The following is a 23092-nucleotide window of genomic DNA, read 5'->3' on the forward strand; positions in this document are numbered from 1 at the left end:
CCCCCACACCCCCCGGTCGCTTCGCGAATGCGGGTCTCACTTCGTCTCCCCCTGACGGACCATGACCCGCACGTACAGGGCGGTGACGACGAGCAGGATCATCGTGAGCACCAGCGCGACCGCCGAGCCCATGCCGAGCTTCGGATTCAGCGAGCCGAACGCCTCGGAGTAGCCGTACAGCGACAGGTTGAACGCGTCGCGGTTGGCCATTCCGGCCATGATGAACAGCTGCGTGAAGACCTTGAAGTCCCAGATGATCGACATGACGATCAGCACGAGGAAGATCGGCTTGAGCATCGGGTAGGTGATGCTCCAGAACGTCCGCCACGGGCCGGACCCGTCCACCCGGGCCGCCTCGTACAACTCGCCCGGGACGCTCTTCAGCCCGGCCAGGACCGACACGGCCACGAACGGGCACGCCTGCCAGACGACGCACACGGTGAGGACGGTGTAGGTGGACAGCGGCCTGGCGAACCAGTTGTAGTCGGTCCAGCCGCTTCCGACGAGGGCGTCGGGCAGCAGGTCCAGGGTCCAGTTGACCAGGCCGCCGGTCGAGCCGAACAGCCAGGTGAAGATGATCGCGGCGGTGACGGGCGGGGTCGCCCAGGCGATCATCACGCCGCCGGCGACGAAGGCCGACATCCGCTTGCCGAGCCTGTTGAGCAGCAGCCCCACCAGCGTCCCGATGACCAGGGTCAGCGTCACCGCGACGACGGCGAACAGCACGGTCTGCCTGAGGGTCTGCCAGAAGAACGGGTCGCTGAAGATCTTTTCGAAGTTCCCGGTCCCCACCGACTCGGCCGGCTCGCCGCGCAGCTGGCGGTTGCCGACCTTCTGGAACGACATGATCCCGATCTGGATCATCGGCCAGAACATCAGGACGGCGATCACGACCACGGTGGGCGCGATGAGCAGGTAGGGCCCGAGGCGGGGCCTGCGGCGGGGGCGCGCCCGGCCGGAGGGTCTCCGGCCGGGCGTCCCGCGCACCGCGGGAGCGGTGTCGAGCATGGACGTTCCGATCAGCTGATGTGGCGAGGTGGGCGGGCTACGGGTTGAGCAGGGTATTGGCCTGCTCGTTCGCCTTCTTCATCTCACCGGCGGCGGGCTCGCCCTGCATGATCGACTTGACCGCGTTCGGCAGCACCTTCTTGGCCTGCTCGAACTCGCCCCAGCCGGCGGTGAGCGGCGGGAACTTGGTGTTGGCGGCGATGTCGGTGAAGACCGCCAGCTTCGGGTCGGAGAACTTCACGTCCGAGCGCATGGACGAGAAGCCGCTGTAGTCGGCCCACGCCTTGGCGTTCTTGGCGTTGTTCAGGGTCGTGATGTAGTCGAAGGCCGCGGCCTTGGCCTCGCTGTCGGCCCAGACGCCGAGGTCGGAGCCGCCCGCCATGACGGGGGCGTTGCCGCCGTCCTTGGCCGGGATCGGGAAGACGCCCCACTTGTCCGCGTTCTTGTCGGAGATCTTCTTCATCTCCTTGAGCGCCCAGCTGCCGTCGAAGTACATGCCGAGCTTGCCGAGCGCGAAGTCGCGCTGCGGGCCCTCCAGCTCGTTCTTGCCGATGTACTTCTCGGGGGCGACCTTCTCCTTGGAGACGAGACCGGCGTAGTAGTTCACGGCCTCGACGGCCTGCGGCTGGTCGAGCGTGCCCGTCCACTTGCCGCCGTCCTGGACGGCCACGGAGCCGCCGCCGCCCCAGATGAAGCTGAGCAGCGCGTTGGTCTGGTCGCTCGGCACGCCGATGCCGGGGACGTCCTTGGCGTCCTGGATCTTCTTCGCCGCGGCGGTCAGCTCGGCCCAGTTCTTCGGCTGCTGGATGTTCAGCTCCTGGAACCAGTCGGTGCGGTACCAGACGCCCCGCACGCCGCCGTACCACGGCACCGCGTAGGTCTTGCCGTCCGCCTGGTCGTTGCCGAGCGCCGTCTTGTTGAGCGTCTTGCCGTCGGCCCAGCCGTTGAACTCGCCGGTGATGTCGGCCAGGTTGCCCTGCTCGATGTGGGACTGGACGTCGGTGTTGCCGATCTCGGTCACGTCGGGGCCCTCGCCGCCGGCGGCCGCCTTCTGGAACGTGGTGGCGACCTGCGGCCACGGCACGTACTTGATCTGGACGTCGGTGTTCGGGTGCTCGGCCTTGAAGTCGGCCTCGACGGCGTCGAGGAACTTGGTCTGCTCCGGGGTTCCTTCGCCCATCATCCAGACCTTGAGCTGCGCCGGGTCCTTGCCCGTACCGGCATCGCCGCCGTCCTCGCCGCCGCAGCCCGCGGCGGCCAGGGCGATCGCGGCCGCCGCGGCCGCAACCTTGATGTACTTCATTGGGGATCCTTTCCGGCTTCGCCTCGCGCGGCCTTGTGGCCTGCGGTGCGAGTGGACACGGCCCGGACCCTTTAGGGTCCCAGCCATGCCCCTCTCGCGTTCGCATCGCACGCGGGCGCCCTGCTCGCCAGTCGGCGCTCTGCGAGCGCCCCCAGCCCGGGGTATGGACCGGTCGGCGCCTGGGCGTAAACTAACAAGAAACTTTCCTAAACAAAACTGCTCGTTAGCGGATTGAGACATCGAGGGGTATCAGCATGGCCGCCAACCGTCCGGGAACGCCGAGGCTGCTGCGCGAGCTCAACGACCGCGCGGCGCTGGACCTGCTCGTCGACCAGGGCCCGCTGACCCGCGCGCAGATCGGCGAGCACACCGGGCTGTCCAAGGTCACCGCCTCCCAGTTGCTGTCCAGGCTTGAGGACCGGGGGCTCGTCGCCGTCGTCGGATCGCAGGCCGGGGGACGCGGGCCGAACGCCGCCCTGTACGCCGTCGTCCCGTCCAGCGCCTATGTCGCGGGCCTCGAAGTGGGGCCGGACGGCGTCACCGCCGGCGTCGCCGACATCACCGGCCACATCGCCGCCCAGGTCACCGTGGACCCGAACGGCGCCGACGAGCCGGTGAAGATGGTGCACAGCGCCGTCGCCAAGGCCTGCCGCTCGGCGAAGGTCGCGCTGTCGAAGCTGAGCGCCTTCGTCATCGGCACCCCCGGCGTGGTCGACCCGAAATCCGGCGACGTGCAGTTCTCCTTCGACCTCCCGGCCTGGCACGAGGGCGTCCTCGCCGCGCTGAAGACCGACCTGCGCCGCCCCGTCACGATCGAGAACGACGTCAACCTCGCCGCCATCGCCGAACGGGCCTACGGCGCCGCGCACACCGCCGACGACTTCGCCCTCATGTGGCTCGACCGCGGCATGGGCCTGTCGGTCATGCTGGGCGGCCGGCTGCACCGCGGCCGCTCCGGCGGCGCCGGCGAGATCGGGTACCTGCCGGTCCCCGGCGCGCCGCTGCCCCTCGGCGCGGCCCGGCGCGGCCCCGCCGACGAGGGCGTGACCGAGTCGACGACCTGGGGGATCCCGACGCTCGCCGGCGGCTACGGCGCCCTGGTCGGCGCGGACGGCGTCCGCGCCCTCGCCCACGAGCACGGCATCGCCGAGCCGACCGCGGTGGACTGCGTCCGCGCGGCCGCCGCCGACGAGGCCCGCGGCGGCGCCTTCCTGGACGCTCTCGCAGGCCGCATCTCCTACGGTGTGACCTCGGTCAACATCGTCCTGGACCCCGGGCTCGTCGTGCTGTCGGGAAGCCTCGGCCGGGCGGGCGGGCGTCCCCTCGCCACCCGCATCGAAGAGATCGTCGGGCGGATCAGCCCGACCCGTCCCGCCGTCGCGGTGACCGAGGTGGAGGGCAACCCCGTCCTGCGCGGCGCCCTGTACGCGGCGCTCGAACAGGCCCGCGACGACGTCTTCTCGGCCGCGGGCGCGTCCTGAACGGCGGCGCGTCCCGGACGGCGGCGCGGCTGAACGGCATGAGCGCCCCCGCCGATCCGGCGGGGGCGCTCACTGGAGCGTTCCTTGTCCCGTTCCAGCGGTCTCCTACTTGGCCGCAGCCGTGGCGACGACCTGCTCCTGATGGCGCCGCGGGTCGTTGAGCGCGCGGTCGATGACCGTCCGGCTGATGACCTGCCGCTTGCGCCGGAGCGCGGCGGCCTTGCGTGCCGTAGGCGTCATGGTGAACCCCGTTCCGCGATGGCGTTTTCCCCTCGCCACCGCAACCCCGTAATGCGTCCATGCTCTCGCGCGCGAGCGGCCGGGGGATCCCCCCGAGGAATGAAATCGAGCTCAGACCAAGTGCGGAGAACACCCCGGGACGACGTGGGGCTCCGCCCTGGGATCATGATGGGGAACGCACTCCAGTACGGCCCCGTTGGGGAAACCGTGAGCGATGAACGGAGGCTGCGCCATGGCGCTGCGTGACCGGCTGCGGCGGCTCGTCCAGAAGCCGGGCAGCGTCGACCTCGCGCCCTTCCGCGTCCTGGTGGACGAGGCGGGCGAGCGCGAGTCCCGCGTCCGGAAGCTGTCCGACGAGGAGCTGACCGCCGCCGCTTCCGGCCTCCGCGAGAAGGAGGACCTGGCCGGGCTGTGCGCCCTCGGCCGGGAGGCCGCCCGCCGGACCCTGGGGGAGCGGCCGTTCGACGTGCAGCTCATCGGCACGCTCGCCCTGCTGTCCGGGCACGTCGCGGAGATGGCCACCGGCGAGGGGAAGACTCTGTCGGGAGCCATCGCCGCCGCCGGTTACGCGCTGCGCGGCCGGCGGGTCCACGTGATGTCGGTCAACGACTACCTCGCGCGCCGCGACGCCGAGTGGATGGGCCCGCTGTACGAGCGGCTGGGCGTCACGGTCGGCTGGGTCGGGCAGTCGTCCACGCCGGACGAGCGGCGCGAGGCCTACCGCGCCGACGTGACGTACGCGCCGGTCAGCGAGGTCGGCTTCGACCTGCTGCGGGACCGGCTCGTCACCGGCGCCGGCGACGCCGTGCAGCCCGAGCCGGCCGTCGCGCTGGTCGACGAGGCCGACTCGGTGCTGGTCGACGAGGCGATGGTGCCGCTCGTCCTCGCGGGCGCCGCCGACCTCGACGCCGCCGACCCCCGGTACGCCGACCTCGTCCGCCGGCTCCGGCCCGGCCTGCACTACTCCACCGACGAGGAGGCCCGCAACGTCCAGCTCACCACGGCGGGCGCCCACGAGGTCGAACGCGTCCTGGGCCTCGACCTCTACGCGCCCGGGCAGCTGCGCACCCTCACCGCCGTGAACGTGGCCCTGCACGCCGAGGTCCTCCTGCACCGCGACGTGGACTACATCGTCCGCGACGGTGCGGTGAAGCTGATCAGCGAGTCGCGGGGCCGGGTCGCGCTGCTGCAGCGCTGGCCGGACGGGCTGCAGGCCGCGGTCGAGGCGAAGGAGGCCCTGGAGGCGTCCCCGAGCGGCGAGATCCTCGACTCGATCACCGTCCAGGAGCTGATCGGGCGCTACCCCGTCCGGTGCGGAATGACCGGCACGGCGATGGCCGTCGCGGCGCAGCTCACCGAGTTCTACTCGCTGCAGATCGCGGTCGTCCCGCCGAACACGCCGTGTGTCCGCGACGACGAGCCCGACCGCCTCTACGCGACCGCCGCCGACAAGGAGGTCGCGATCGTCGAGGAGATCGCCGCCGCGCACGCCGCCGGGCGCCCGGTGCTGATCGGCACCGGCGACGTCGCCGAGTCCGAGCGGCTCGCGCGCCGCCTGTCCCGCGCCGGCCTCGACCGGGTCGTCCTCAACGCCAAGAACGACGCCGAGGAGGCCGCGATCATCGCGGAGGCCGGGGCGTACGGCGCGATCACCGTCTCCACCCAGATGGCCGGCCGCGGCACCGACATCCGGCTCGGCGGCAGCCCCGCGCCGGGCGCCCCCGGCGACCCGTCCGCGCCCGGTACCGCCTCCGCCGAGGCCGCGGGCGGCGACCACGACCGCGTCGCGGACGCGGGCGGCCTCCTGGTCATCGGGACCGGCCGCTACCACAGCAGCCGCCTGGACGACCAGCTCCGCGGCCGCGCCGGGCGCCAGGGCGACCCCGGCGGCTCGGTGTTCTTCACCAGCCTCCAGGACGAGCTCGTCACCCGCTACGCGCCCGACGAGAAGTCGAAGGCGCCCTCCGACGACGACGGGCTCATCACCGACAAAGGCGCCCACTGGATCGTCGGGCACGCCCAGCGCGTCGCCGAGGGCGTCGACCTGGAACTGCACCGCAACACGTGGCGCTACAACCATCTGATCGGCCTGCAGCGCCGCGAGCTCCTCGCCGAGCGCGACGCCGTCCTGCACGGCGACGCCGCCGACCGGGCCATGGCCGCGGACGCCTCCGGACGGCATGCCGAACTCACCAAGATCGCGGGTGCGGACGCGGTGGCCGCCGCCGCGCGCCAGATCGTCCTGTACCAGCTCGACCGCTGCTGGGCCGAGCACCTCGCCTACCTCGCCGATCTGCGCGAAGGCATTCACCTGCGGTCCCTCGGCCGCGGCCTCGACCCGCTGGTCGAGTTCAACCGGGAGGCCGTCCCGGCGGGCAAGCGCCTCCTCGCCGACGCCAGGAAGCGCTCGATCGCCGCGTTCGAGGCGCTCACCGCGTCCGAGGACGGCATCGACCTCGACTCCGCCGGCCTCAAGCGTCCCTCGGCGACGTGGACGTACCTCGTCCACGACAACCCGTTCGGCTCCCTGGACGAGCGCGCCCTGCGCGGCCTGATCAACATGTTCAAGGGCCGCCGCCGCTGAACCACGTTCGCGTACGGGGTGCCGCCCTTATGGCGGCCCTCTGAAGGGCGCCATGCCGCAGGTCAACGAGGGGCGGGGAGGATCGTGTCGGCGATGGCGCGGGCCTTCGCGGCGGCGTCGCGGACGCCGCCGACGCTGAACGCGACCACCGCGCCCTCGTGGACGATGAGGAGCTGATCGGCCAGGACGCCGCTCGCGCCCCCGGTCAGGTCAGCGTAGAGGTTCCTCACCCATGCCTTCTGCTCGGCGGCGACCGCCCGCGCCGGCCTCAGGCGCCCCGGTCGAATGCACTCGCGCATGAACCCGGCGGCGTCTCGCTTCGCTCGCGGCGGACGTGCGCCGGGGCGCGCGGGTCAGGCGCGCAGGCGGACCGGCGCTCCCGCAGGCGGACTGGTCACGCCCGCAGGCGCAGGCCGCGGGGCGTCGGGTGGAAGCCCGCCGACTCCAGTGCCGCGGCCAGCGGGGAACCGGCGATCGCCGCACCGTCGGCGCGTTCGACGGTCAGCTTCCCGAGGGCGCCCTCCCGGACGGCGAGGGCGAGCGCGTCCACGGCCGGTTGCAGGACCTCGGGGTCGTCGTCCCAGGTCAGCAGAGTCCGGCCGCCGCGTTCGACGTAGAGGACGAGGCGGCCCTCGGTCAGCACCACCAGCGCCCCCGCCTTGCGGCCCGGCTTGTGGCCGCTTGCGACATCGTCGTCGCGGCCAGGCCAGGGCAGGGCCGCGCCGTACGGGTTGGCGGGATCGGCCGCCGCCAGCACGAGGGCGCGGTCGGCGGATGTGCGGGGCGTCTCCCAGAGCGCGGATAGGTCGTCCGGTGCGGGTGCCGCCGCCGGGCGCAGCGCGCGGAGCCGGTCGACGGCGCCCGGCAGCGCGAACTGGGCGGCCCCCAGGCCCTCGACGAAATAGCCGCGCCGGCACCGGCCCGTCTCCTCGAACGCGCGCAGAACCGGGTAGACGGCGGCGAACCCGCCAGGTGTCCGTTCGGCCGCGACCGCGCCGCGAATGACGATGCCGTACCGCTCCAGCAGTACCTCGGCGAGCGCGTGCGAACGCAGGGTCGCGGTGGCCTCCCGTCCGGGGAGCGGCCACCAGCGTCCGCCGACCGTGGGAGGGCCGGTGCGGGACGGCAGCACGGGACGGCCGCGGCGCGTCGTCCGGGAACGGTGCGTGGGACGGCCGGACCCGAGCGCGGCCCGCAGCGGAGCCATCGTGTCGTTGGTGAGATGCCCGGCCCAGACGAGATCCCAGACGGCGGTGACGAGATCGGCGTCGTCGGCGGTGACGTGCCGGTTCACCCGGTCGGACAGCGTCCGGAAGAACAGCGCGCCGCCGTCGCCGAGGGCGTCCAGGACGGCCTGGTGCGCCGGCGTGAGCGTGATCTCCGCGGGCTCCGGCATCAGGAGCGGCGCGGTGTCGGCCAGATAGAGCGCCACCCAGCCGTCTCCGCCCGGCAGCCCGCCATGGCCCGTCCACACGACCTCGCCCGCGGACGTCAGCTCGTCCAGCATGGCCGGGGAGTAGCCGGGCACCCGCGACGGCAGGATCAGCGACTCCAGCGCCGACGCGGGCACCGCCGCTCCCTGGAGCTGCTCGACCGCCTGGACGAGCGCGTCGACGCCCCGCAACCGGGACCCGCCCGAGATGCCGTGCCAGACGGGCAGGAAACGCCCGAGCGATTCCGGCGGGGACGGCTCGACCTCGGCGCGGAGCCGGGCGAGGGACCGGCGGCGCAGCGTCCGCAGCACGCCCGTGTCGCACCATTCGCTCGTCAGCGGGCCGGAGACGGACCCGACGGGCAGGAACTCGCCCTCGGCGACCCGTCCCGCGCCCGCGAGCCGCCGCAGCGTCTCGACGACGACCGCGACGCCCAGCCCGAAGCGGGCGGCCGGGTCGCCCGCCCGGAACGGCCCGTGCGTGCGCGCGTACCGGGAGATCAGGTCGCCGAGCGGGTCGCCGACCGGTTCGAGGAACGCCTCGGGGAGGCCCACGGGCAGCGGCGCGCCGAGGGCGTCGCGGAGGCGTCCCGCGTCCTCGACGGCGGCCCAGCGTTCCTCGCCCGCGACCCTGACGCGGATCGCCCGCCGTGTCGCCTCCAGCTCCGCCAGCCACCGCGACGCCTGGACGAGCAGGTCGCCGCCGGCGGCGGGCTTCGCGTCGTCATCCGATGCGGGTTCGGTGTCCGCACCTGCGGGGAGGGTGCGTTCCGCCGCCTCCGCCGTGGTGAGGGGGCCGAGAGTGCGGAGCAGGTCGGCGACGCCCTCCAGGTCGCGGGCGCGGCGGTCGGCGGCCAGGCGCTGGAGTTCGCGCTCGGTGTCGGCGACGGCCTCCGGATCGAGGAGTTCGCGGAGATCGGCCTGCCCGAGCAGTTCCGAGAGGAGCGCCGAGTCGAGGGCGAGCGCCTGGGCGCGGCGTTCGGCGAGGGGCGAATCGCCCTCGTACATGAACGCGCCGACGTAGTGGAAGAGCAGCGAGCGGGCGTAGGGGGACGGCTCGGGCGTCTCGACCTCGACCATGCGGACCTTGCGTCCCGACAGGTCGCGCATCAGCTGCACCAGGCCCGGAACGTCGAACACGTCCTGCAGGCACTCCCGCATCGTCTCCAGCACGATCGGGAACGACGGGTACTTGCTCGCGACGGCCAGCAGCTGCGCGGCGCGCTGGCGCTGCTGCCACAGCGGCATCCGCTTGCCGGGACGGCGGCGGGGCAGCAGCAGCGAACGCGCGGCGCACTCGCGGAACCGTGCGGCGAACAGCGCCGAGCCGCCGAGCTCGTCCACGACGATGCGTTCGATGTCGTCTGCGTCGAAGACGGCCAGGTCGAGGCTGGGCGGCTCGTCCATGTCGGGGATGCGGATGACGATGCCGTCGTCGGCGTGCATGGCCTGCGCGTCGATGCCGTACCGTTCGCGCAGGCGGCCCGCCATGGCCAGTGCCCACGGCGCGTGCACACGCGCGCCGAGCGGCGAGTGGACGACCATCCGCCAGTCGCCGAGTTCGTCGCGGAACCGCTCGACGACCATCGTGCGGTCGTCGGGGATGTGCCCGGTCGCCTCCCGCTGCTCGCTCACGTACGACACGAGGTTGGCGGACGCCCACTCGTCCAGCCCGGCGGCGGAGACGCGCTCGCGGGCGTCGTCGCCGGGGAGTTCGGCCAGCTCGCGGGTGAACGCGCCGAGCGCGCGGCCCAGCTCGGCGGGACGCCCGAGCGTGTCGCCGTGCCAGAACGGCAGCTTGCCGGGCTGGCCGGGAGCGGGCGAGACCAGGACGCGGTCCGGGGTGATGTCCTCGATGCGCCACGAGCTGGCCCCGAGGACGAACACGTCGCCGACGCGCGACTCGTACACCATCTCCTCGTCGAGTTCCCCGACGCGGGACGCCTTCTCGCCGACGAGGAAGACGCCGAAGAGGCCGCGGTCGGGGATCGTCCCGCCGCTGGTCACCGCGAGGCGCTGCGCCCCGGGGCGGTCGCGCAGGACTCCGGTGACCCGGTCCCAGACCAGGCGTGGACGCAGTTCGCCGAACTCGTCGCCGGGGTAGCGCCCGGCGAGCATGTCCAGCGTCGCTTCGAGTGCGGAGCGGGGGAGGGCGGCGTAGGGGGCGGCGCCTTTGACGAGCGACTCCAGGTCGTCGACGGTCCATTCGTCCATGGAGACCATCGCGACGATCTGCTGGGCGAGGACGTCCAGAGGGTTGCGCGGATAGCGCATCTCCTCGATCTCGCCGCCGCGCATGCGTTCGGCCACCACGGCCGTCTGCACCAGGTCGCCCCGGTACTTGGGGAAGATCACGCCCTTGGACACGGCGCCGACCTGGTGGCCGGCGCGCCCGACGCGCTGGAGCCCGTTGGCCACCGACGGCGGCGACTCCACCTGCACGACCAGATCGACGGCGCCCATGTCGATGCCCAGTTCCAGGCTGGACGTCGCCACGACGGCCGGGAGGCGGCCCTCCTTCAGAGCGTTCTCGATGCCCGCCCGTTCTTCCTTGGAGACCGAACCGTGGTGCGCACGGGCGATCTCCAGGGGCGCCCCTCTGGCCGCGCCCGCCTGGGCCATCGTGGCCGCTGGGGAGTGGTCCTCGGGCAGGGGATCGCCGGTCGCGCGTTCGTAGGCGAGTTCGTTCAGCCTTCCGCAGAGCCGTTCGGCCAGCCGCCGCGAGTTGGCGAACACGAGCGTCGAACGATGCGCCTGGATGAGGTCGAGCAGCCGGTCCTCCACATGGGGCCAGATGCTGCGCTGGCGTGGATCGGCCGCCCCGGAGTCGTCGACGAACCGGCCCACCTCGCCCATGTCCTCCACGGGGACGACGATGTCGAGATCGAAGACCTTGTCGGAAAGCGGCTGGACGACTGCCGCGGGCCTCGTCCCGCCCAGGAACGCCGCCACCTCGTCCGCGGGACGGACGGTCGCCGACAGGCCGACCCGCTGGGCGGGCCGTTCGAGGAGGGCGTCGAGGCGTTCCAGTGACAGCGCCAGATGTGCGCCGCGCTTGGTGCCCGCCACCGCGTGCACCTCGTCCACGATGACGGTCTCGACCCCGCGCAGGGACTCGCGTGCCCGGGAGGTGAGGATCAGGAACAGCGACTCCGGCGTCGTGATCAGGATGTCCGGCGGCTTGACGGCCAGCCTCCGGCGCTCGTCGGCCGGGGTGTCGCCCGACCGCATCCCGACGCGGATGGCGGGCTCGGGCAGGCCGAGCCGGCGCGCCGCGTGGCGGATGCCGGTCAGCGGGGCGCGCAGGTTGCGCTCGACGTCCACGGCGAGGGCCTTCAGCGGCGAGATGTACAGCACCCGGCAGCGCCGCAGGGCATCCTCGGGCACGGGGTCGCCGGCGAGCCGGTCGAGTGACCACAGGAACGCCGCCAGGGTCTTGCCGGAGCCGGTCGGCGCCACGACGAGCGTGCTGTCGCCGCTCGAAATCGACTCCCACGCCCCGGCCTGGGCCGGGGTGGGCGCGGCGAACGCGCCGGTGAACCAGGCACGGGTCGCCGGAGAGAATCGTTCGAGCACGTCACCGCCCATGGCGCCATAGTGCCTCGCGGGTCCGACAGAACGCGGCGGAGTGGCGCGCGTCACATTGTAAGCAAGCACTTGTACGGGCAAGGTCTACGGGTAGGACATCCGCCGCCAAGGGGGTCTCGATGCCCTACCTTCTTCTCGCCCTCGGGATCCTGTTCGCGCTTGCCGCGGCGAACGCGCACGTTCCCCCGCGCAACGCCGTCCTGCTCGCCCCGGGCTTCTTCTGCGCGTGGCTGACGATCGAGATGGCACCGCATGTGCTCGTCACCTGGGCCGCGGCGACCGCGCTGGTGGCGGTGTCCGGCGGACTGGGCGGCTGGGCAGGCTGGGCCGGGCTCGTCCTGGCGATCCTCGCCATGGCGGGCGTCGCGGCCACCCTCGTCGCGGCACGCCGTACGGTCGTCACCCTGCGCGACAGCGGTGCGCCCCTCGACCTCGACCCGGAAGGCGCGCCCCGCTATCCGCTGGCGCACCTGATCGTCCCTCAGCTGTGCCTGATCCCGCGCAGGGGCGTCCAGGTCGAACGCAACATCGTCTTCCATGAGGGCGGGGCTCTTCCCGGCGAGGACGGGCTGCGCCTCAAGCTGGACGTCTTCCGCTCCGCCGGTGAGCGCTCCGGCGGCGAACCGAGCCCCGGGCTCATGCAGATCCACGGCGGCGCATGGGTGATCGGGGACAAGCGTGAGCAGGGCCTGCCGCTTCTCAACCACATGGCTCTCCAGGGCTGGGTGGGCTTCAACGTCAACTACCGGCTCAGCCCCCGCGCCACCTGGCCCGAGCATCTGATCGACCTGAAGCGCTTCGTGGCCTGGTACAAGGAGCACGCCGCCGAGTACGGCGCCGACCCCGATTTCCTCTGCGTAACGGGTGGCTCGGCCGGTGGGCACCTCACGGCGATGGTCGCGTTGACCGCGAACGTGCCGGAGTTCCAGCCGGGTTTCGAGGACGCCGACACCACCGTGCAGGGCGCCGTGCCCTTCTACGGCGTCTACAACTTCTTCGAAGCGGGACCGTGGCCGCGTCCGATGGGCGACACCCGCCTCCTTGAGAAAATGGTCATCAAGAAGCCTTTCGCGGAGAACCGGGAGGCGTACGCCAAGGCGTCCCCCGTCACCTACATCAACAAGGACGCGCCGCCCTTCTTCGTCATCCACGGAAGCCGCGACTCGCTCATCCCCGCGGCGGAGGCACGCCGGTTCGTCGAACGGCTCCGGGACGTCTCCGACGCCCCCGTCATCTACGCGGAGATGAAGGGCGCCCAGCACGCGTTCGACGTCTTCCCCTCCTACCGGACGGCCCGCGTCATCGAAGGCGTCGAGCGGTACCTGACCGGGTTGCACCGGCAGTACCTCCAGGGCTCCGCCCCGGCCGTCCCCGCCGAGGTCATGGGGGACGGCACCGTCGGATAGCGTGGACGGGTGCGGCTCACAGTCTTCTGGGATCGGATGAACCAGCAGTTCGGCGAAAGCTACGCCCAGAGCGTGGCCAAGGACTACGTCTTGGCCGAACTCAGCGGCCGCACCATCGAGCAGGCCTTCGCCGACGGCGAACCCGCCAAGAAGGTCTGGAAGGCCGTCGTCGCCACCTTCGACGTCCCGTCGAGGCTTCAGTAGGTCATCCGCCGGATCTCGGCGTGCGTCCGCCACCGAACTCGATCCGGCCGGCCCGTCAGTCCGGAACGGGCAGATGCGCGTAGAGGTCCATCGCGTCCACGGACGACGGAAGATCGCTGACCTGGCCGTCGCCGACCTCCACCACGCGCCACGCGCCGTCCGTGCGGCGCGCCAGATCGGTCGTGATGAACCTGCAGCCCAACGCGCGCACCGCCGGAGCCACCGCGTCCAGATCGGGATCGGGATCCACACCCGGGCTGTCAGGGTGCGGCCCCACCAGCGCCGGCTCGCCGTCCACCCACCACACGCGCGCCTCGCCGTCGCCGTCGTACTGCTCGAACTCGCGCACGACGAGACCGCCCGCCAGATGGTCGTCGCGCAGCGCGACCATCTTCGAGGCGACGTCATGAAGCCGCGAGAGGTTCTTCACGTCGGGGACGAAGCACGCCTCCTCCCACTCGTGCTTGCACGACTTCACATAGTCCTTCACCACGCCCGGCCCGCCGCGCAGCGGCCGGACCAGCTCCCCCAGCTCGCTGAGGTCACCGGGATCCTGTCCCGCGCCCAGGGGCCGCCACACACTGTGCGGAGTCAACCCGGCGAACGTGTCGTGCCAGCCCGGCAGTTCATGCGCGCGCCTGTAGTCGTCCGGATGCGTGAGCAGCACCGTGCCCCGCCCCTTCAGGACGGCGGAGACCGCGGCGTACTCGTCCCCGGTGAGCATCCAGCCGCGATACCAGACCGGACCCAGATCGGAGGGCACCGCCCGGACCGCGTCGTCCACGTCGCCGCGCTGCAACGCGTCATGGTCGATCAAGGCGATCTCGCCGTAGTGGTCCCGCACCGCCGCGGCCTCACGGGAGAAGTGCGGGTCAACGCGCCGAGGGTGGAGCGGATCGACGCAGAAGAGAACGGTCAGCGTCATGATTGGAACCCTCCGTGGACGGCGCCAGCGTACGGGGTCGAGACCATGGCGCGCACGGAGATTCCCACCCGAATCACCGAACCGGACGATGATCGAACTAATGTTCGGTACGCTTGTGCGGGACACGGCGTCGTCCACAATCGCGCCCGGGTCTCGCAAAGTGTCGGAGGCCCGCCGTAACGTCGCCCTCGACATCGCAGGCAGCGGCCGAGAGCCGACAGTCACGACGAGAAGGACATCTCACATGGCAGCGAACGACCGGGAGAAGGCTCTCGACACCGCACTCGCCCAGATCGAGCGGCAGTTCGGCAAGGGGTCGGTCATGCGGATGGGCGAGGAGGCCCGCGCGCCCGTCGAGGTGATCCCCACCGGCGCGATCTCCCTCGACATCGCGCTCGGCATCGGCGGCCTGCCCCGCGGCCGCGTCGTCGAGGTGTACGGCCCCGAGGGCTCCGGCAAGACCTCCATCGCGCTGCACGCGGTGGCCAGCGTCCAGAAGAAGGGCGGCATCGCCGCGTTCGTCGACGCCGAGCACGCCCTCGACCCCGAGTACGCCGGCAAGCTCGGCGTCGACATCGACGCCCTGCTGGTCTCCCAGCCCGACACCGGCGAGCAGGCGCTGGAGATCACCGACATGCTGATCCGCTCCGGCGCGATCGACATCGTCGTCATCGACTCCGTCGCCGCGCTCGTCCCGCGCGCCGAGATCGAGGGCGAGATGGGCGACAGCCACGTCGGCCTCCAGGCCCGCCTCATGTCCCAGGCGCTGCGCAAGCTCACCGGCGCGATCAACCAGACCAAGACCACGGTCATCTTCATCAACCAGCTCCGCGAGAAGGTCGGCGTCATGTTCGGCTCGCCGGAGACCACCACCGGCGGGAAGGCGCTGAAGTTCTACGCCTCCGTCCGCCTGGACGTCCGCCGCATCGAGACCCTCAAGGACGGCACCGAGGCCGTCGGCAACCGCGTCCGCGTCAAGGTCGTCAAGAACAAGATGGCCCCGCCGTTCCGCGTCGCCGACTTCGACCTCCTCTACGGCCTGGGCATCAGCCGCGAGGGCGGCCTGATCGACCTCGGCGTGGAGCACGGCTTCGTCCGCAAGTCCGGTGCCTGGTACACCTGCGAGGGCGACCAGCTCGGCCAGGGCAAGGAGAACGCCCGCAACTTCCTCAAGGCCAACCCCGACATGGCCGACGGCATCGAGAAGAAGATCAAGGAGAAGCTCGGCATCGGCCCGAAGGTCGACCAGGAGGCCGAGCCCGCCGCCGCCCCGGACGCCGCGCCCGCCCCCCTGGAGGCGGCCCCCAAGCCCCCCGGGAGGAAGGCGGCCAAGGCCAAGGCGGGTGAATCCTGACGGAGAATCCCCAGATAAGGGTGACTCTTGACGGAGACTGAGCGATGATCTCGTATGCAGGGCGGCGGCGCCCTACCCCGCACCGCATGATCGGTGCGCGGACCTTCCCCGATGGCGCCGCCGCTCCCACGGCCGATGCCGCCGGCTGAGCGCGGCGACGGCCCTCTCCGAGAACCCGGAGATGCGGACACGCGGGGCGGGCGAGGATCGAATCCCGAGGGGGCCGCACGCGAGGTCTGCCTGCGCATGCTGGCCGCGTCACCACGGACCCGGGCACAGCTCGCGGACGCCCTGCGGCGCAAGAACATCCCCGATGACGTGGCCGAACGGGTCCTCGGCCGTTTCACCGACGTGGGCCTCATCGACGACGAGGCGTTCGCGCAGGCATGGGTCCAGTCCCGCCACGCCGGCCGCGGCCTCGCCAAACGCGCCCTCGCCCAGGAACTCCGCCGCCGCGGCGTCGCGAACGAGACCGTCAACGACGCCGTCGAGTCGCTGGACCCCGCCCAGGAAGAGGAAACCGCGCGCGCCCTCGTCGCCCGCAGACTCCCGTCCACCAGAGGCGCCGACCCCGCAAAACGCATGCGCCGCCTCGTGGGCATGCTCGCCCGCAAGGGCTACCCGCCCGGCCTCGCCTACCGAGTGGTCAAGGAGGCCCTGGCCGAAGAAGGCACCGACCCGGGAGACCTTCCCGAAACCCCCGCCCCCATCGACTGACGCCCGCCCGGCGCCAAGGCACTGCAATGAACCCTTCAAGTGAACACTCCTTGCTCATTACCTCCGCGCCGCTTACCGTTACGGCAGTGAGGAGTTACTCCGCGTCTCGCGGATTGCCATACGACCGAGCACGTTCCAGCAGCTGAGAGGCATACAGGACACGTTCGTCGACCGGATTCGGGCGAGTGGTCGGGTGCGCGCGGTGCGCTGCCCGGCGATGTTGTGCATCCGGCCGTCCGATGGGCGCGAGTAAATCCTCGCTAGGCAGGGTCCCGATTCCAGGCGGGCCCGCGGCGAGGAAGGATCTACCTCATGGAGAGCGTCCTGCTGGGTGCAGCGCTGCTGGTGACCCTGGTCGCTCTCGTCATCGTCGTCGTGTGGCGTCCAGGCACGCCCGGCAAGGCGGCGGCGGAGATCTCCCGGGCGCGAGGTGAGGCCGACGAGATCCGGTCGAAGGCGAAACGGGACGCCGGGGAGGTCCTGGAGACGGCCGAGCGGGAGGCGCAGCGGATCGCGGCTGCGGCGCGTGTGGAGGTCGAGGACGAGGGCCGGGCGCTCCGCGACGAGCTGCGGACCGTGCGGGAGGATCTGGAGCGCCGGGAGGCGCGCCTCGCGGAACGGGAGCAGCGGCTGGACGGTGAGCTGCGGCGACTGGCGGAGTGGCAGGGGCGGCTCGCCGAGACAGAGAAGGCTCTCGACGCCCGCAAGGAGGAGCTCGACGGCGTCGCCGAGGAGCGCCGGAAGGTGCTGGAGCAGGCGGCCGCGCTCACGGCGGAGCAGGCCAAGGGCGAGCTGGTCGCGGCGATCGAGAACCAGGCCAAGCGGGAGGCCATTCCGATCACGCGGGAGATCGAGAACGCGGCGCGGGCGGAGGGCGACAAGCGGGCCCGCAAGATCGTGACGCTGGCGATCCAGCGGGTCGCGAGCGAGCAGACGGCGGAGTCGGTCGTGTCGGTGCTGCATCTGCCGAGCGACGAGATGAAGGGCCGCATCATCGGGCGTGAGGGCCGCAACATCCGGGCGTTCGAGACGACGACGGGCGTCAACCTGATCATCGACGACACGCCGGAGGCGGTGCTGCTGAGCTGCTTCGACCCGGTGCGCCGGGAGGTGGGGCGGCTGACGCTGGAGAAGCTGGTCCTGGACGGGCGGATCCACCCGCAGCGGATCGAGGAGATCTACGAGCGCAGCAAGAGCGACGTGGAGCAGCTGTGCGTCCGGGCCGGTGAGGACGCCCTGGTGGACGTCGGTATCGCCGACATGCATCCGGAGCTCATCGCGCTGCTCGGGCAGTTGCGGTACCGCACGTCGTACGGGCAGAACGTGCTGAAGCATCTGATCGAGTCGGCGCACATCGCCGGGATCATGGCGAGTGAACTGCGGCTGCCGGTGGAGGTCGCGAAGCGGTGCACGCTGCTGCACGACATCGGCAAGGCGCTGACCCACGAGGTGGAAGGCAGCCATGCCCTGATCGGCGCGGAGATCGCACGCCGGTACGGCGAGCACGACGATGTCGTGCACGCGATCGAGGCGCATCACAACGAGGTCGAGGTCCGGACGGTCGAGGCGGTGCTGACGCAGGCGGCCGACGCCGTCAGCGGCAGCCGGCCGGGGGCGCGCCGGGAGTCGCTGGAGGCGTACGTCAAGCGGCTGGAGCGGCTTGAGGAGATCGCCCGCGACAAGCACGAGGGTGTGGAGAAGGTCTTCGCGATGCAGGCCGGGCGGGAGATCCGGGTGATGGTCAAGCCCGACTCCGTCGACGACATCCAGGCGCAGGTCATCGCACGGGACATCGCCAAGCAGGTCGAGGACGAGCTGACGTATCCGGGGCAGATCCGCGTCACCGTCGTCAGGGAGTCGCGGGCGATCGAGTTCGCCCGCTGAGCGGCCCGTCCGCCGGCGCGGACGGACGGGCGGGTCCTCAGCCGACCGTGAGGTTGATGGGTTCGACGCCGCGGGGCTCGAAGCCGAGCGTCTGGCCGTAGAACGCCAGCTCGGCCTCCAGGCAGCGGATGACGGTGTCGGCCCGCCGGAAGCCGTGCGACTCGCCCTCGAACGTGAGGTAGGCGTGCGGAATCTTCTTTCCGGCGAGCGCCAGCGCGAAGCGCTCGGACTGGTCGGGCGGCACGACCGGGTCGTTCAGGCCCTGCAGCAGCAGGACGGGGCACGCGGTCTTGTCGGCGCTGCCGAGCGGGGAGCGCTCCTCGTAGGCGCGTTCGAATCCGGGCAGGGGGCCGATCAGCCCGAACAGGTAGTGGGATTCGAAGTCGTGGGTGGCTTCGGCGAAACTCTGCAGGTCGCTGATCCCGTAGTAGGACGTCGCGGCCTTGAACACGTCGGTCCGGGTGATCGCGGCGAGCGTCGTCCAGCCGCCCGCGGAGCCGCCGCGGATCGCGAGCCGGGCCGGGTCGGCGATCCCGCCGTCGACGAGGGCCTGCGCGGCGGCGACGGCGTCCTCGACGTCCACGACGCCCCACTGGCGGCGCAGCCGTTCACGGTAGGCACGGCCGTGGCCGGTCGATCCGCCGTAGTTGACGTCGATGACGCCGATGCCGCGGCTGGTGAAGAACGCCCGTTCCAGGTCGAGGACCGTGGAGGCGCGCCCGGTCGGTCCGCCGTGCACGAACACGACGTACGGCGGGAGTTCGCCCTCCGGCCCGGCGGCCTCGGGGTTGGCGGGCGGGAAGACGTAGGCGTGGACGGGACGTCCGAACGGCCCTTCCAGGCGTTCGGCGCGCGGCTTCGACAGGAAGGCGACGTCGGGAAGTTCGGCCAGTTCGCGGCGCAGCCCCTCGACGCGGCCGGTGACGGTGTCGACCCGCACGACCGATGTCGGCAGGTCGGGGCCGCCGGCGATGCCGACGATCGTCGTGCCGTCCGTGGACAGCTGCGGCTGCCAGTGCCCGTAGGGGACCTCCAGGTCGACGAGGTCGAGCGTCTCGGGGTCGTAGACGCCGAGGCGCATGTCGCCCTCGCCGTGCAGGACGGCGAGGCGCCCGTCGCCGAGCAGCGCGTACGGCATGCCGCCGAGCTGCCACAGCGGACCGGCGAACTCCTCCTCGGCCGGGTACAGCGCCTGCGGCGACTCGCCGTGCAGCCCGACCTGGTAGATGTTCCACCAGCCCGGCCAGTCGGAGACGACGTACAGGGATTCGTCGTCGCGCCACACCGGTGCCAGCGCCGACTCGGTGAGCCCGCCCTTGACGGTGCGGGGCGCGACGGTGACGCCCTCCTCGATCACCGCCACGCGGATCTCGGTGCCGTCCCAGGGCATGCGGGGGTGGTTCCACTGGACCCACGCCAGGTGCCCGCCGCCGGGGGACGGGGCAGGGGAGGCGTAGAAGTCGGCGCCGGTGACGAGTTCGCGGATCGCGCCGGCGTCGTCGGCGGCGCTGCCGTCGAGGGGGACGGCGACGATGGCGCGCCTGATGCCGGCGGCGGCCGGGTCGTCCGCCGCGGGCGCGGGGGCCTGCGCGTCGCCGGTGGCCTCGGGTTCGGGCTGGGGCGCGGCGATGTGGCCCTCGCACACACACCAGATCTCGGTCCCGTCGGGGGACAGGACGTAGTCGGCGTAGCGCAGCCCGGCGGGGACGGCCGGCTCGGGGGTCAGCGGGTACGGCTTCGGGTCGCCCTCGTCGAGCCGGTGGAGCCGCTGGTCGTCGTAGTTGGAGAAGACGATCGACCGGCCGGCGGTGGTGCGGACCGGCAGGTAGGACCGCCCGCCGTACTCGTGGACGCGGGTGCGGGCGTCCCACGGCGCCTGCAGCAGTTCCGTGCGGTGACCGCCCTGGAGATGGATGACCGTGGTCCGCCCGCCCTCCTCGGGCCGCGTCTCCTGCCACCACACGTCGTTGCCCGCGACGGTGGGGAAGCTGAGGCGCAGCCGGGCGCGGGCGACGTCGGCCGCGGAGATGGGGGAGGGCCATGAGCCAAAGGGAAGGGTCGCACGAGCGGTCATACCAGGAATCGTCCCGCATACGGGGACGTGTTGGGGTCATGACTGGCCGTTTGAACTCGGAAAGATACAAGCGGCCACCAGGCAACTCGCGGGTAACACCGGTGATCAGCGGCCCGCGCCCCCCGAACCGGACCCGGGGCCCGTACGTCGCGGAGGGCGCCGCCGGAACCGGCGGCGCCCTCCGCGTGCGGGCGGGGCGGACTCAGGCCGCTCCGGCCTCGCCGGTGGCCCGGCTTGACATTCCCGGGGCCGGGGGAGGCCCGCCGGTGCCCATGGTCTTGCCCGTGGTCCTGCGGCTGCGGCGGCTGCGCTTCTCCAGCCAGGTCGCGACCCGGCTCAGCGACATGTTGATCGCGATGTAGATGATCGCGACCACGATCCCCGCCTGGAGGACGTTGTTGTGGTAGTTGGCGGGGACCTGCTTGAAGCCCGCCTGCAGGAACTCTCCGTAGGCGATGATGAACCCGAGCGCGGTGTCCTTGAGCAGGACGACGATCTGGCTGACGATCGCCGGCATCATCACGGTGACGGCCTGCGGCAGCAGGACGAGCCGCATGACGCCGTTCTTGCGCAGCCCGATGGAGTAGGCGGCCTCCGACTGCCCCTTCGGGATCGACAGGACGCCCGCCCGCACGATCTCGGCGAGCACCGAGCCGTTGTACATCACCAGGCCGAACACGACCGCGGCGTAGGCGGGCACGGTGACCACGCCGGCGTTGCTCTCCACCCCGAAGATGAAGAAGAAGTAGTCCACCGACATCCGCTGGAGCTGGCCGAACGGGGACTCGGCGATCTCCGGGCTGATCTTGTTGGGAACGAAGAACGCCAGGAAGATCAAGATCAGCAGGGGGATGCCGCGGAAGAACTCGACGACGGCCCCGGCGGGGACCCGGATCCACCAGTGGTTCGACAGCCTGGCGAGGCCGAACACGGCGCCGAACAGCAGGGCCAGGACGGTCGCCATCGCGGCGGCCTTCAGCGTGTTCAGCAGGCCGGGCAGGAGCAGGTGCCGCCAGACCGTCCACTCCGTGAACGGGGTCCACAGCTTCGCCTGGAACTGGTCCTTGTCGTAGAGCCTCCAGATCAGCCCGGCCAGGATCGCCAGGAGCACGACCGAGACGATGACGGTCAGCAGCCTGTTGCGCGTCTGCGCCCGCGGCCCGGGGATGTCGAAGAGTACGCTCGCTTCCTTGCTCACCGCGCCACCGCCATTCGCTTGGCCAGCCAGCCGAAGAAGTATCCGGTCGGCAGCGTGAGGATCAGGAAGCCGATGGCCACGCCGAGGAACAGCGGGATCACCCCGTCCGAGAACGTCGGCTTGTCGACGATCGTCTTGGTCACCAGCGCGACCTCGCCGTAGCTCGCCGCCGCGGCCACCGTCGTGTTCTTGATCATCGCGATGAGGACGCTGCCCATCGGCGCGATGATCGAGCGGAACGCCTGCGGCAGGATGATGATCCGGAGCGACTGGTTGAACGTCAGCCCGATCGAACGGGCCGCCTCGGCCTGCCCCAGCGGGATGGTGTTGATCCCCGAACGCAGGGTCTCGCAGACGAACGCGCCCGTGTAGGCGGACAGTCCGACGACCGCCCACCAGTAGTAGCTCGTCGAGTAGTTGCTGGAGAACTTCAGGGCGAGGATGTCATTGAGTCCCAGGCTGCACATCAGCAGGACCAGCGTGAGCGGCGTGTTGCGCACGATGTTGACGTAGCCCGTGCCGAAGGCGCGCATGACGGGGACGGGGGCGACGCGGAAGCTCGCCATGAGCGTGCCGATGATCAGGGAGAGCACCGCGGCGGCGCCCGCGAGGCGCAGGGTCGCCCAGAATCCTTCGAGGAGTTCCCCGAAGTTGTCGAAGAACGGGCTGAAGTCAAACATTGCTCAACAGTTCCATGGCGTTCCAGCGGTGTCGGGCCATGCCGGTGCGCCCCCGGAAGGACACGTCCTCGCGGGGACGCACAGGCATGACGGGTCGGGCCGGCCTGTGATCAGGCGCAGCCCTCCATCTGCGGGACGGTCTTGACGAGCTTCAGCCCGGTGCCGGCGAAGTGCTTGTCCAGCAGCTGGCCCGCGGTGCCGTCGGAGTACATCTGGTTGATGGCCTTGTTGACGGCCTCACAGGTCTCGGTGTCGCCCTTCTTGATGCCGACGCCGTACTTCTCGTCGGTGAAGGGGTCGTTGATGACCTTGAAGGAGCCCTTCTGCTGGTTGGCGAACCCGGCGAGGATCAGGTCGTCGGTGCTGACCGCGTCCAGCGCGCCCGACTTCAGCTTGCTCACGCACTCGGAGTAGCTCTGGGCGTCCACCAGCTTGACGCCGGAGATGTCGAGCTTGCCGTCCGGCGGCGGCTCGGTGATGCGGCGGAAGGAGTTGGACCCGGCCGCCTTGCACAGCCGCTTGCCCTTGAGGTCCTTGGTCACCTTGATGTCGTTGTTGTCGGCGTTGACCATCGTGTCCTGGTGGGCAACGTAGTACGGGCCGCCGTACGTCACCTGCTGCTTGCGCGCCTCGGTGATGGAGTAGGTGGCGACCACGAGGTCGACCTGCCCGCCGCCGATGAACGACTCGCGGTTGGCGGAGGTCGTCTCCTTGAACGTGATGCCGCTCTCCGGGACGCCGAGCTGCTTGGCGATGTACTTGGCGACGTCGACGTCGAAGCCGTCGAAGGTGCCGTCGGGCTTCTTCAGGCCCAGTGCGGGCTGGTCGAACTTGATGCCGATGGTCAGCTTCTTGTCGGCCTTGGCCTTCTCGACGACCGTCTTGGCCTCGGTCTTCTCCGTGTCGCTGCCACAGGCGGAAAGCGCCAGTGACAACGCCATCCCCGCCCCGATGAGGGCGCCGAAACGACGTACTCGCATTTCTCGTCCTACCTCTGCTCTCTGCCGGAGCCCC

Annotated in this window: 17 protein-coding genes; 7 read left to right on the top strand and 10 right to left on the bottom strand. The window is 71.3% G+C overall.

Going from position 1 to position 23092, the window contains the following annotated elements:
- Positions 1–36 precede the first annotated feature (36 nt).
- Positions 37–1008, bottom strand: coding sequence for a carbohydrate ABC transporter permease (locus ACGFIS_RS10520; RefSeq protein ID WP_392902032.1), 972 nt, complete (start codon positions 1006–1008; stop codon positions 37–39).
- A gap of 37 nt (positions 1009–1045) precedes the next feature.
- Positions 1046–2311, bottom strand: a complete 1266-nt coding sequence (locus ACGFIS_RS10525) for an extracellular solute-binding protein (protein ID WP_392970268.1) — start codon at positions 2309–2311, stop codon at positions 1046–1048.
- 254 nt (positions 2312–2565) lie between these two features.
- On the opposite strand from ACGFIS_RS10525, the gene ACGFIS_RS10530 reads away from it, so the two are divergent.
- Positions 2566–3792, top strand: a complete 1227-nt coding sequence (locus ACGFIS_RS10530) for an ROK family protein (protein ID WP_392970271.1) — start codon at positions 2566–2568, stop codon at positions 3790–3792.
- A 105-nt stretch (positions 3793–3897) separates the two neighbouring features.
- Here the strand turns inward: ACGFIS_RS10530 and ACGFIS_RS10535 are convergent, their stop codons facing one another.
- A complete protein-coding gene (locus ACGFIS_RS10535; protein WP_392970274.1) occupies positions 3898–4032 on the bottom strand; it encodes a hypothetical protein in 135 nt (44 codons plus the stop codon).
- Between the two features lie 232 nt (positions 4033–4264).
- Between ACGFIS_RS10535 and secA2 the strand changes: the two genes are divergently transcribed.
- The gene (gene secA2 / locus ACGFIS_RS10540; protein WP_392970277.1) at positions 4265–6616 is read left to right on the top strand and encodes an accessory Sec system translocase SecA2; all 2352 of its coding nucleotides are present in this window, start codon (positions 4265–4267) and stop codon (positions 6614–6616) included.
- 62 nt (positions 6617–6678) lie between these two features.
- Here secA2 and ACGFIS_RS10545 read toward each other — a convergent pair whose 3' ends face one another.
- Both ACGFIS_RS10545 and ACGFIS_RS10550 read right to left on the bottom strand, forming a co-directional pair.
- Complete coding sequence (locus ACGFIS_RS10545; RefSeq protein ID WP_392902043.1) at positions 6679–6846, bottom strand: hypothetical protein; 168 nt, start codon at positions 6844–6846, stop codon at positions 6679–6681.
- Between the two features lie 164 nt (positions 6847–7010).
- Entirely contained in the window at positions 7011–11636 is a 4626-nt protein-coding gene (locus ACGFIS_RS10550; protein WP_392902045.1) for an ATP-dependent helicase, read from the bottom strand.
- Positions 11637–11755: 119 nt separating this feature from the next.
- On the opposite strand from ACGFIS_RS10550, the gene ACGFIS_RS10555 reads away from it, so the two are divergent.
- The gene (locus tag ACGFIS_RS10555) at positions 11756–13042 is read left to right on the top strand and encodes an alpha/beta hydrolase fold domain-containing protein (protein ID WP_392902048.1); all 1287 of its coding nucleotides are present in this window, start codon (positions 11756–11758) and stop codon (positions 13040–13042) included.
- A 9-nt stretch (positions 13043–13051) separates the two neighbouring features.
- Complete coding sequence (locus ACGFIS_RS10560) at positions 13052–13246, top strand: DUF3046 domain-containing protein (RefSeq protein ID WP_392902050.1); 195 nt, start codon at positions 13052–13054, stop codon at positions 13244–13246.
- 55 nt (positions 13247–13301) lie between these two features.
- Here ACGFIS_RS10560 and ACGFIS_RS10565 read toward each other — a convergent pair whose 3' ends face one another.
- Positions 13302–14171, bottom strand: coding sequence for an ATP-grasp domain-containing protein (locus ACGFIS_RS10565; protein ID WP_392970280.1), 870 nt, complete (start codon positions 14169–14171; stop codon positions 13302–13304).
- Between the two features lie 244 nt (positions 14172–14415).
- On the opposite strand from ACGFIS_RS10565, the gene recA reads away from it, so the two are divergent.
- The 3 genes from recA to rny all read left to right on the top strand — a co-directional run bounded on the left by recA (position 14416) and on the right by rny (position 18126).
- On the top strand, positions 14416–15525 hold the full coding sequence (recA, locus tag ACGFIS_RS10570) for a recombinase RecA (RefSeq protein WP_392902055.1): 1110 nt from the start codon (positions 14416–14418) through the stop codon (positions 15523–15525).
- 135 nt (positions 15526–15660) lie between these two features.
- Positions 15661–16242, top strand: a complete 582-nt coding sequence (locus ACGFIS_RS10575; RefSeq protein WP_392902057.1) for a regulatory protein RecX — start codon at positions 15661–15663, stop codon at positions 16240–16242.
- 312 nt (positions 16243–16554) lie between these two features.
- Complete coding sequence (gene rny / locus ACGFIS_RS10580; protein WP_392902060.1) at positions 16555–18126, top strand: ribonuclease Y; 1572 nt, start codon at positions 16555–16557, stop codon at positions 18124–18126.
- Positions 18127–18163: 37 nt separating this feature from the next.
- Here rny and ACGFIS_RS10585 read toward each other — a convergent pair whose 3' ends face one another.
- The 4 genes from ACGFIS_RS10585 to ACGFIS_RS10600 all read right to left on the bottom strand — a co-directional run bounded on the left by ACGFIS_RS10585 (position 18164) and on the right by ACGFIS_RS10600 (position 23058).
- Positions 18164–20200: a prolyl oligopeptidase family serine peptidase gene (locus ACGFIS_RS10585; protein ID WP_392970283.1), complete on the bottom strand. Its 2037-nt coding sequence runs from the start codon at positions 20198–20200 to the stop codon at positions 18164–18166.
- A 202-nt stretch (positions 20201–20402) separates the two neighbouring features.
- Positions 20403–21398 carry an amino acid ABC transporter permease gene (locus tag ACGFIS_RS10590; RefSeq protein WP_392902064.1) on the bottom strand — a complete coding sequence of 332 codons (996 nt, stop codon included), beginning with the start codon at positions 21396–21398 and terminating at the stop codon, positions 20403–20405.
- Positions 21395–22078 (bottom strand): amino acid ABC transporter permease, encoded by a 684-nt coding sequence (locus tag ACGFIS_RS10595; RefSeq protein WP_392902067.1) that lies wholly within the window; start codon positions 22076–22078, stop codon positions 21395–21397. Before ACGFIS_RS10595 ends, ACGFIS_RS10590 begins: the two co-directional genes overlap by 4 nt.
- 110 nt (positions 22079–22188) lie before the next feature.
- The gene (locus ACGFIS_RS10600) at positions 22189–23058 is read right to left on the bottom strand and encodes a glutamate ABC transporter substrate-binding protein (RefSeq protein WP_392902069.1); all 870 of its coding nucleotides are present in this window, start codon (positions 23056–23058) and stop codon (positions 22189–22191) included.
- Positions 23059–23092 lie beyond the last annotated feature (34 nt).

The organism is Spirillospora sp. NPDC048824, from assembly GCF_043198455.1.
GTDB lineage: Bacteria > Actinomycetota > Actinomycetes > Streptosporangiales > Streptosporangiaceae > Spirillospora.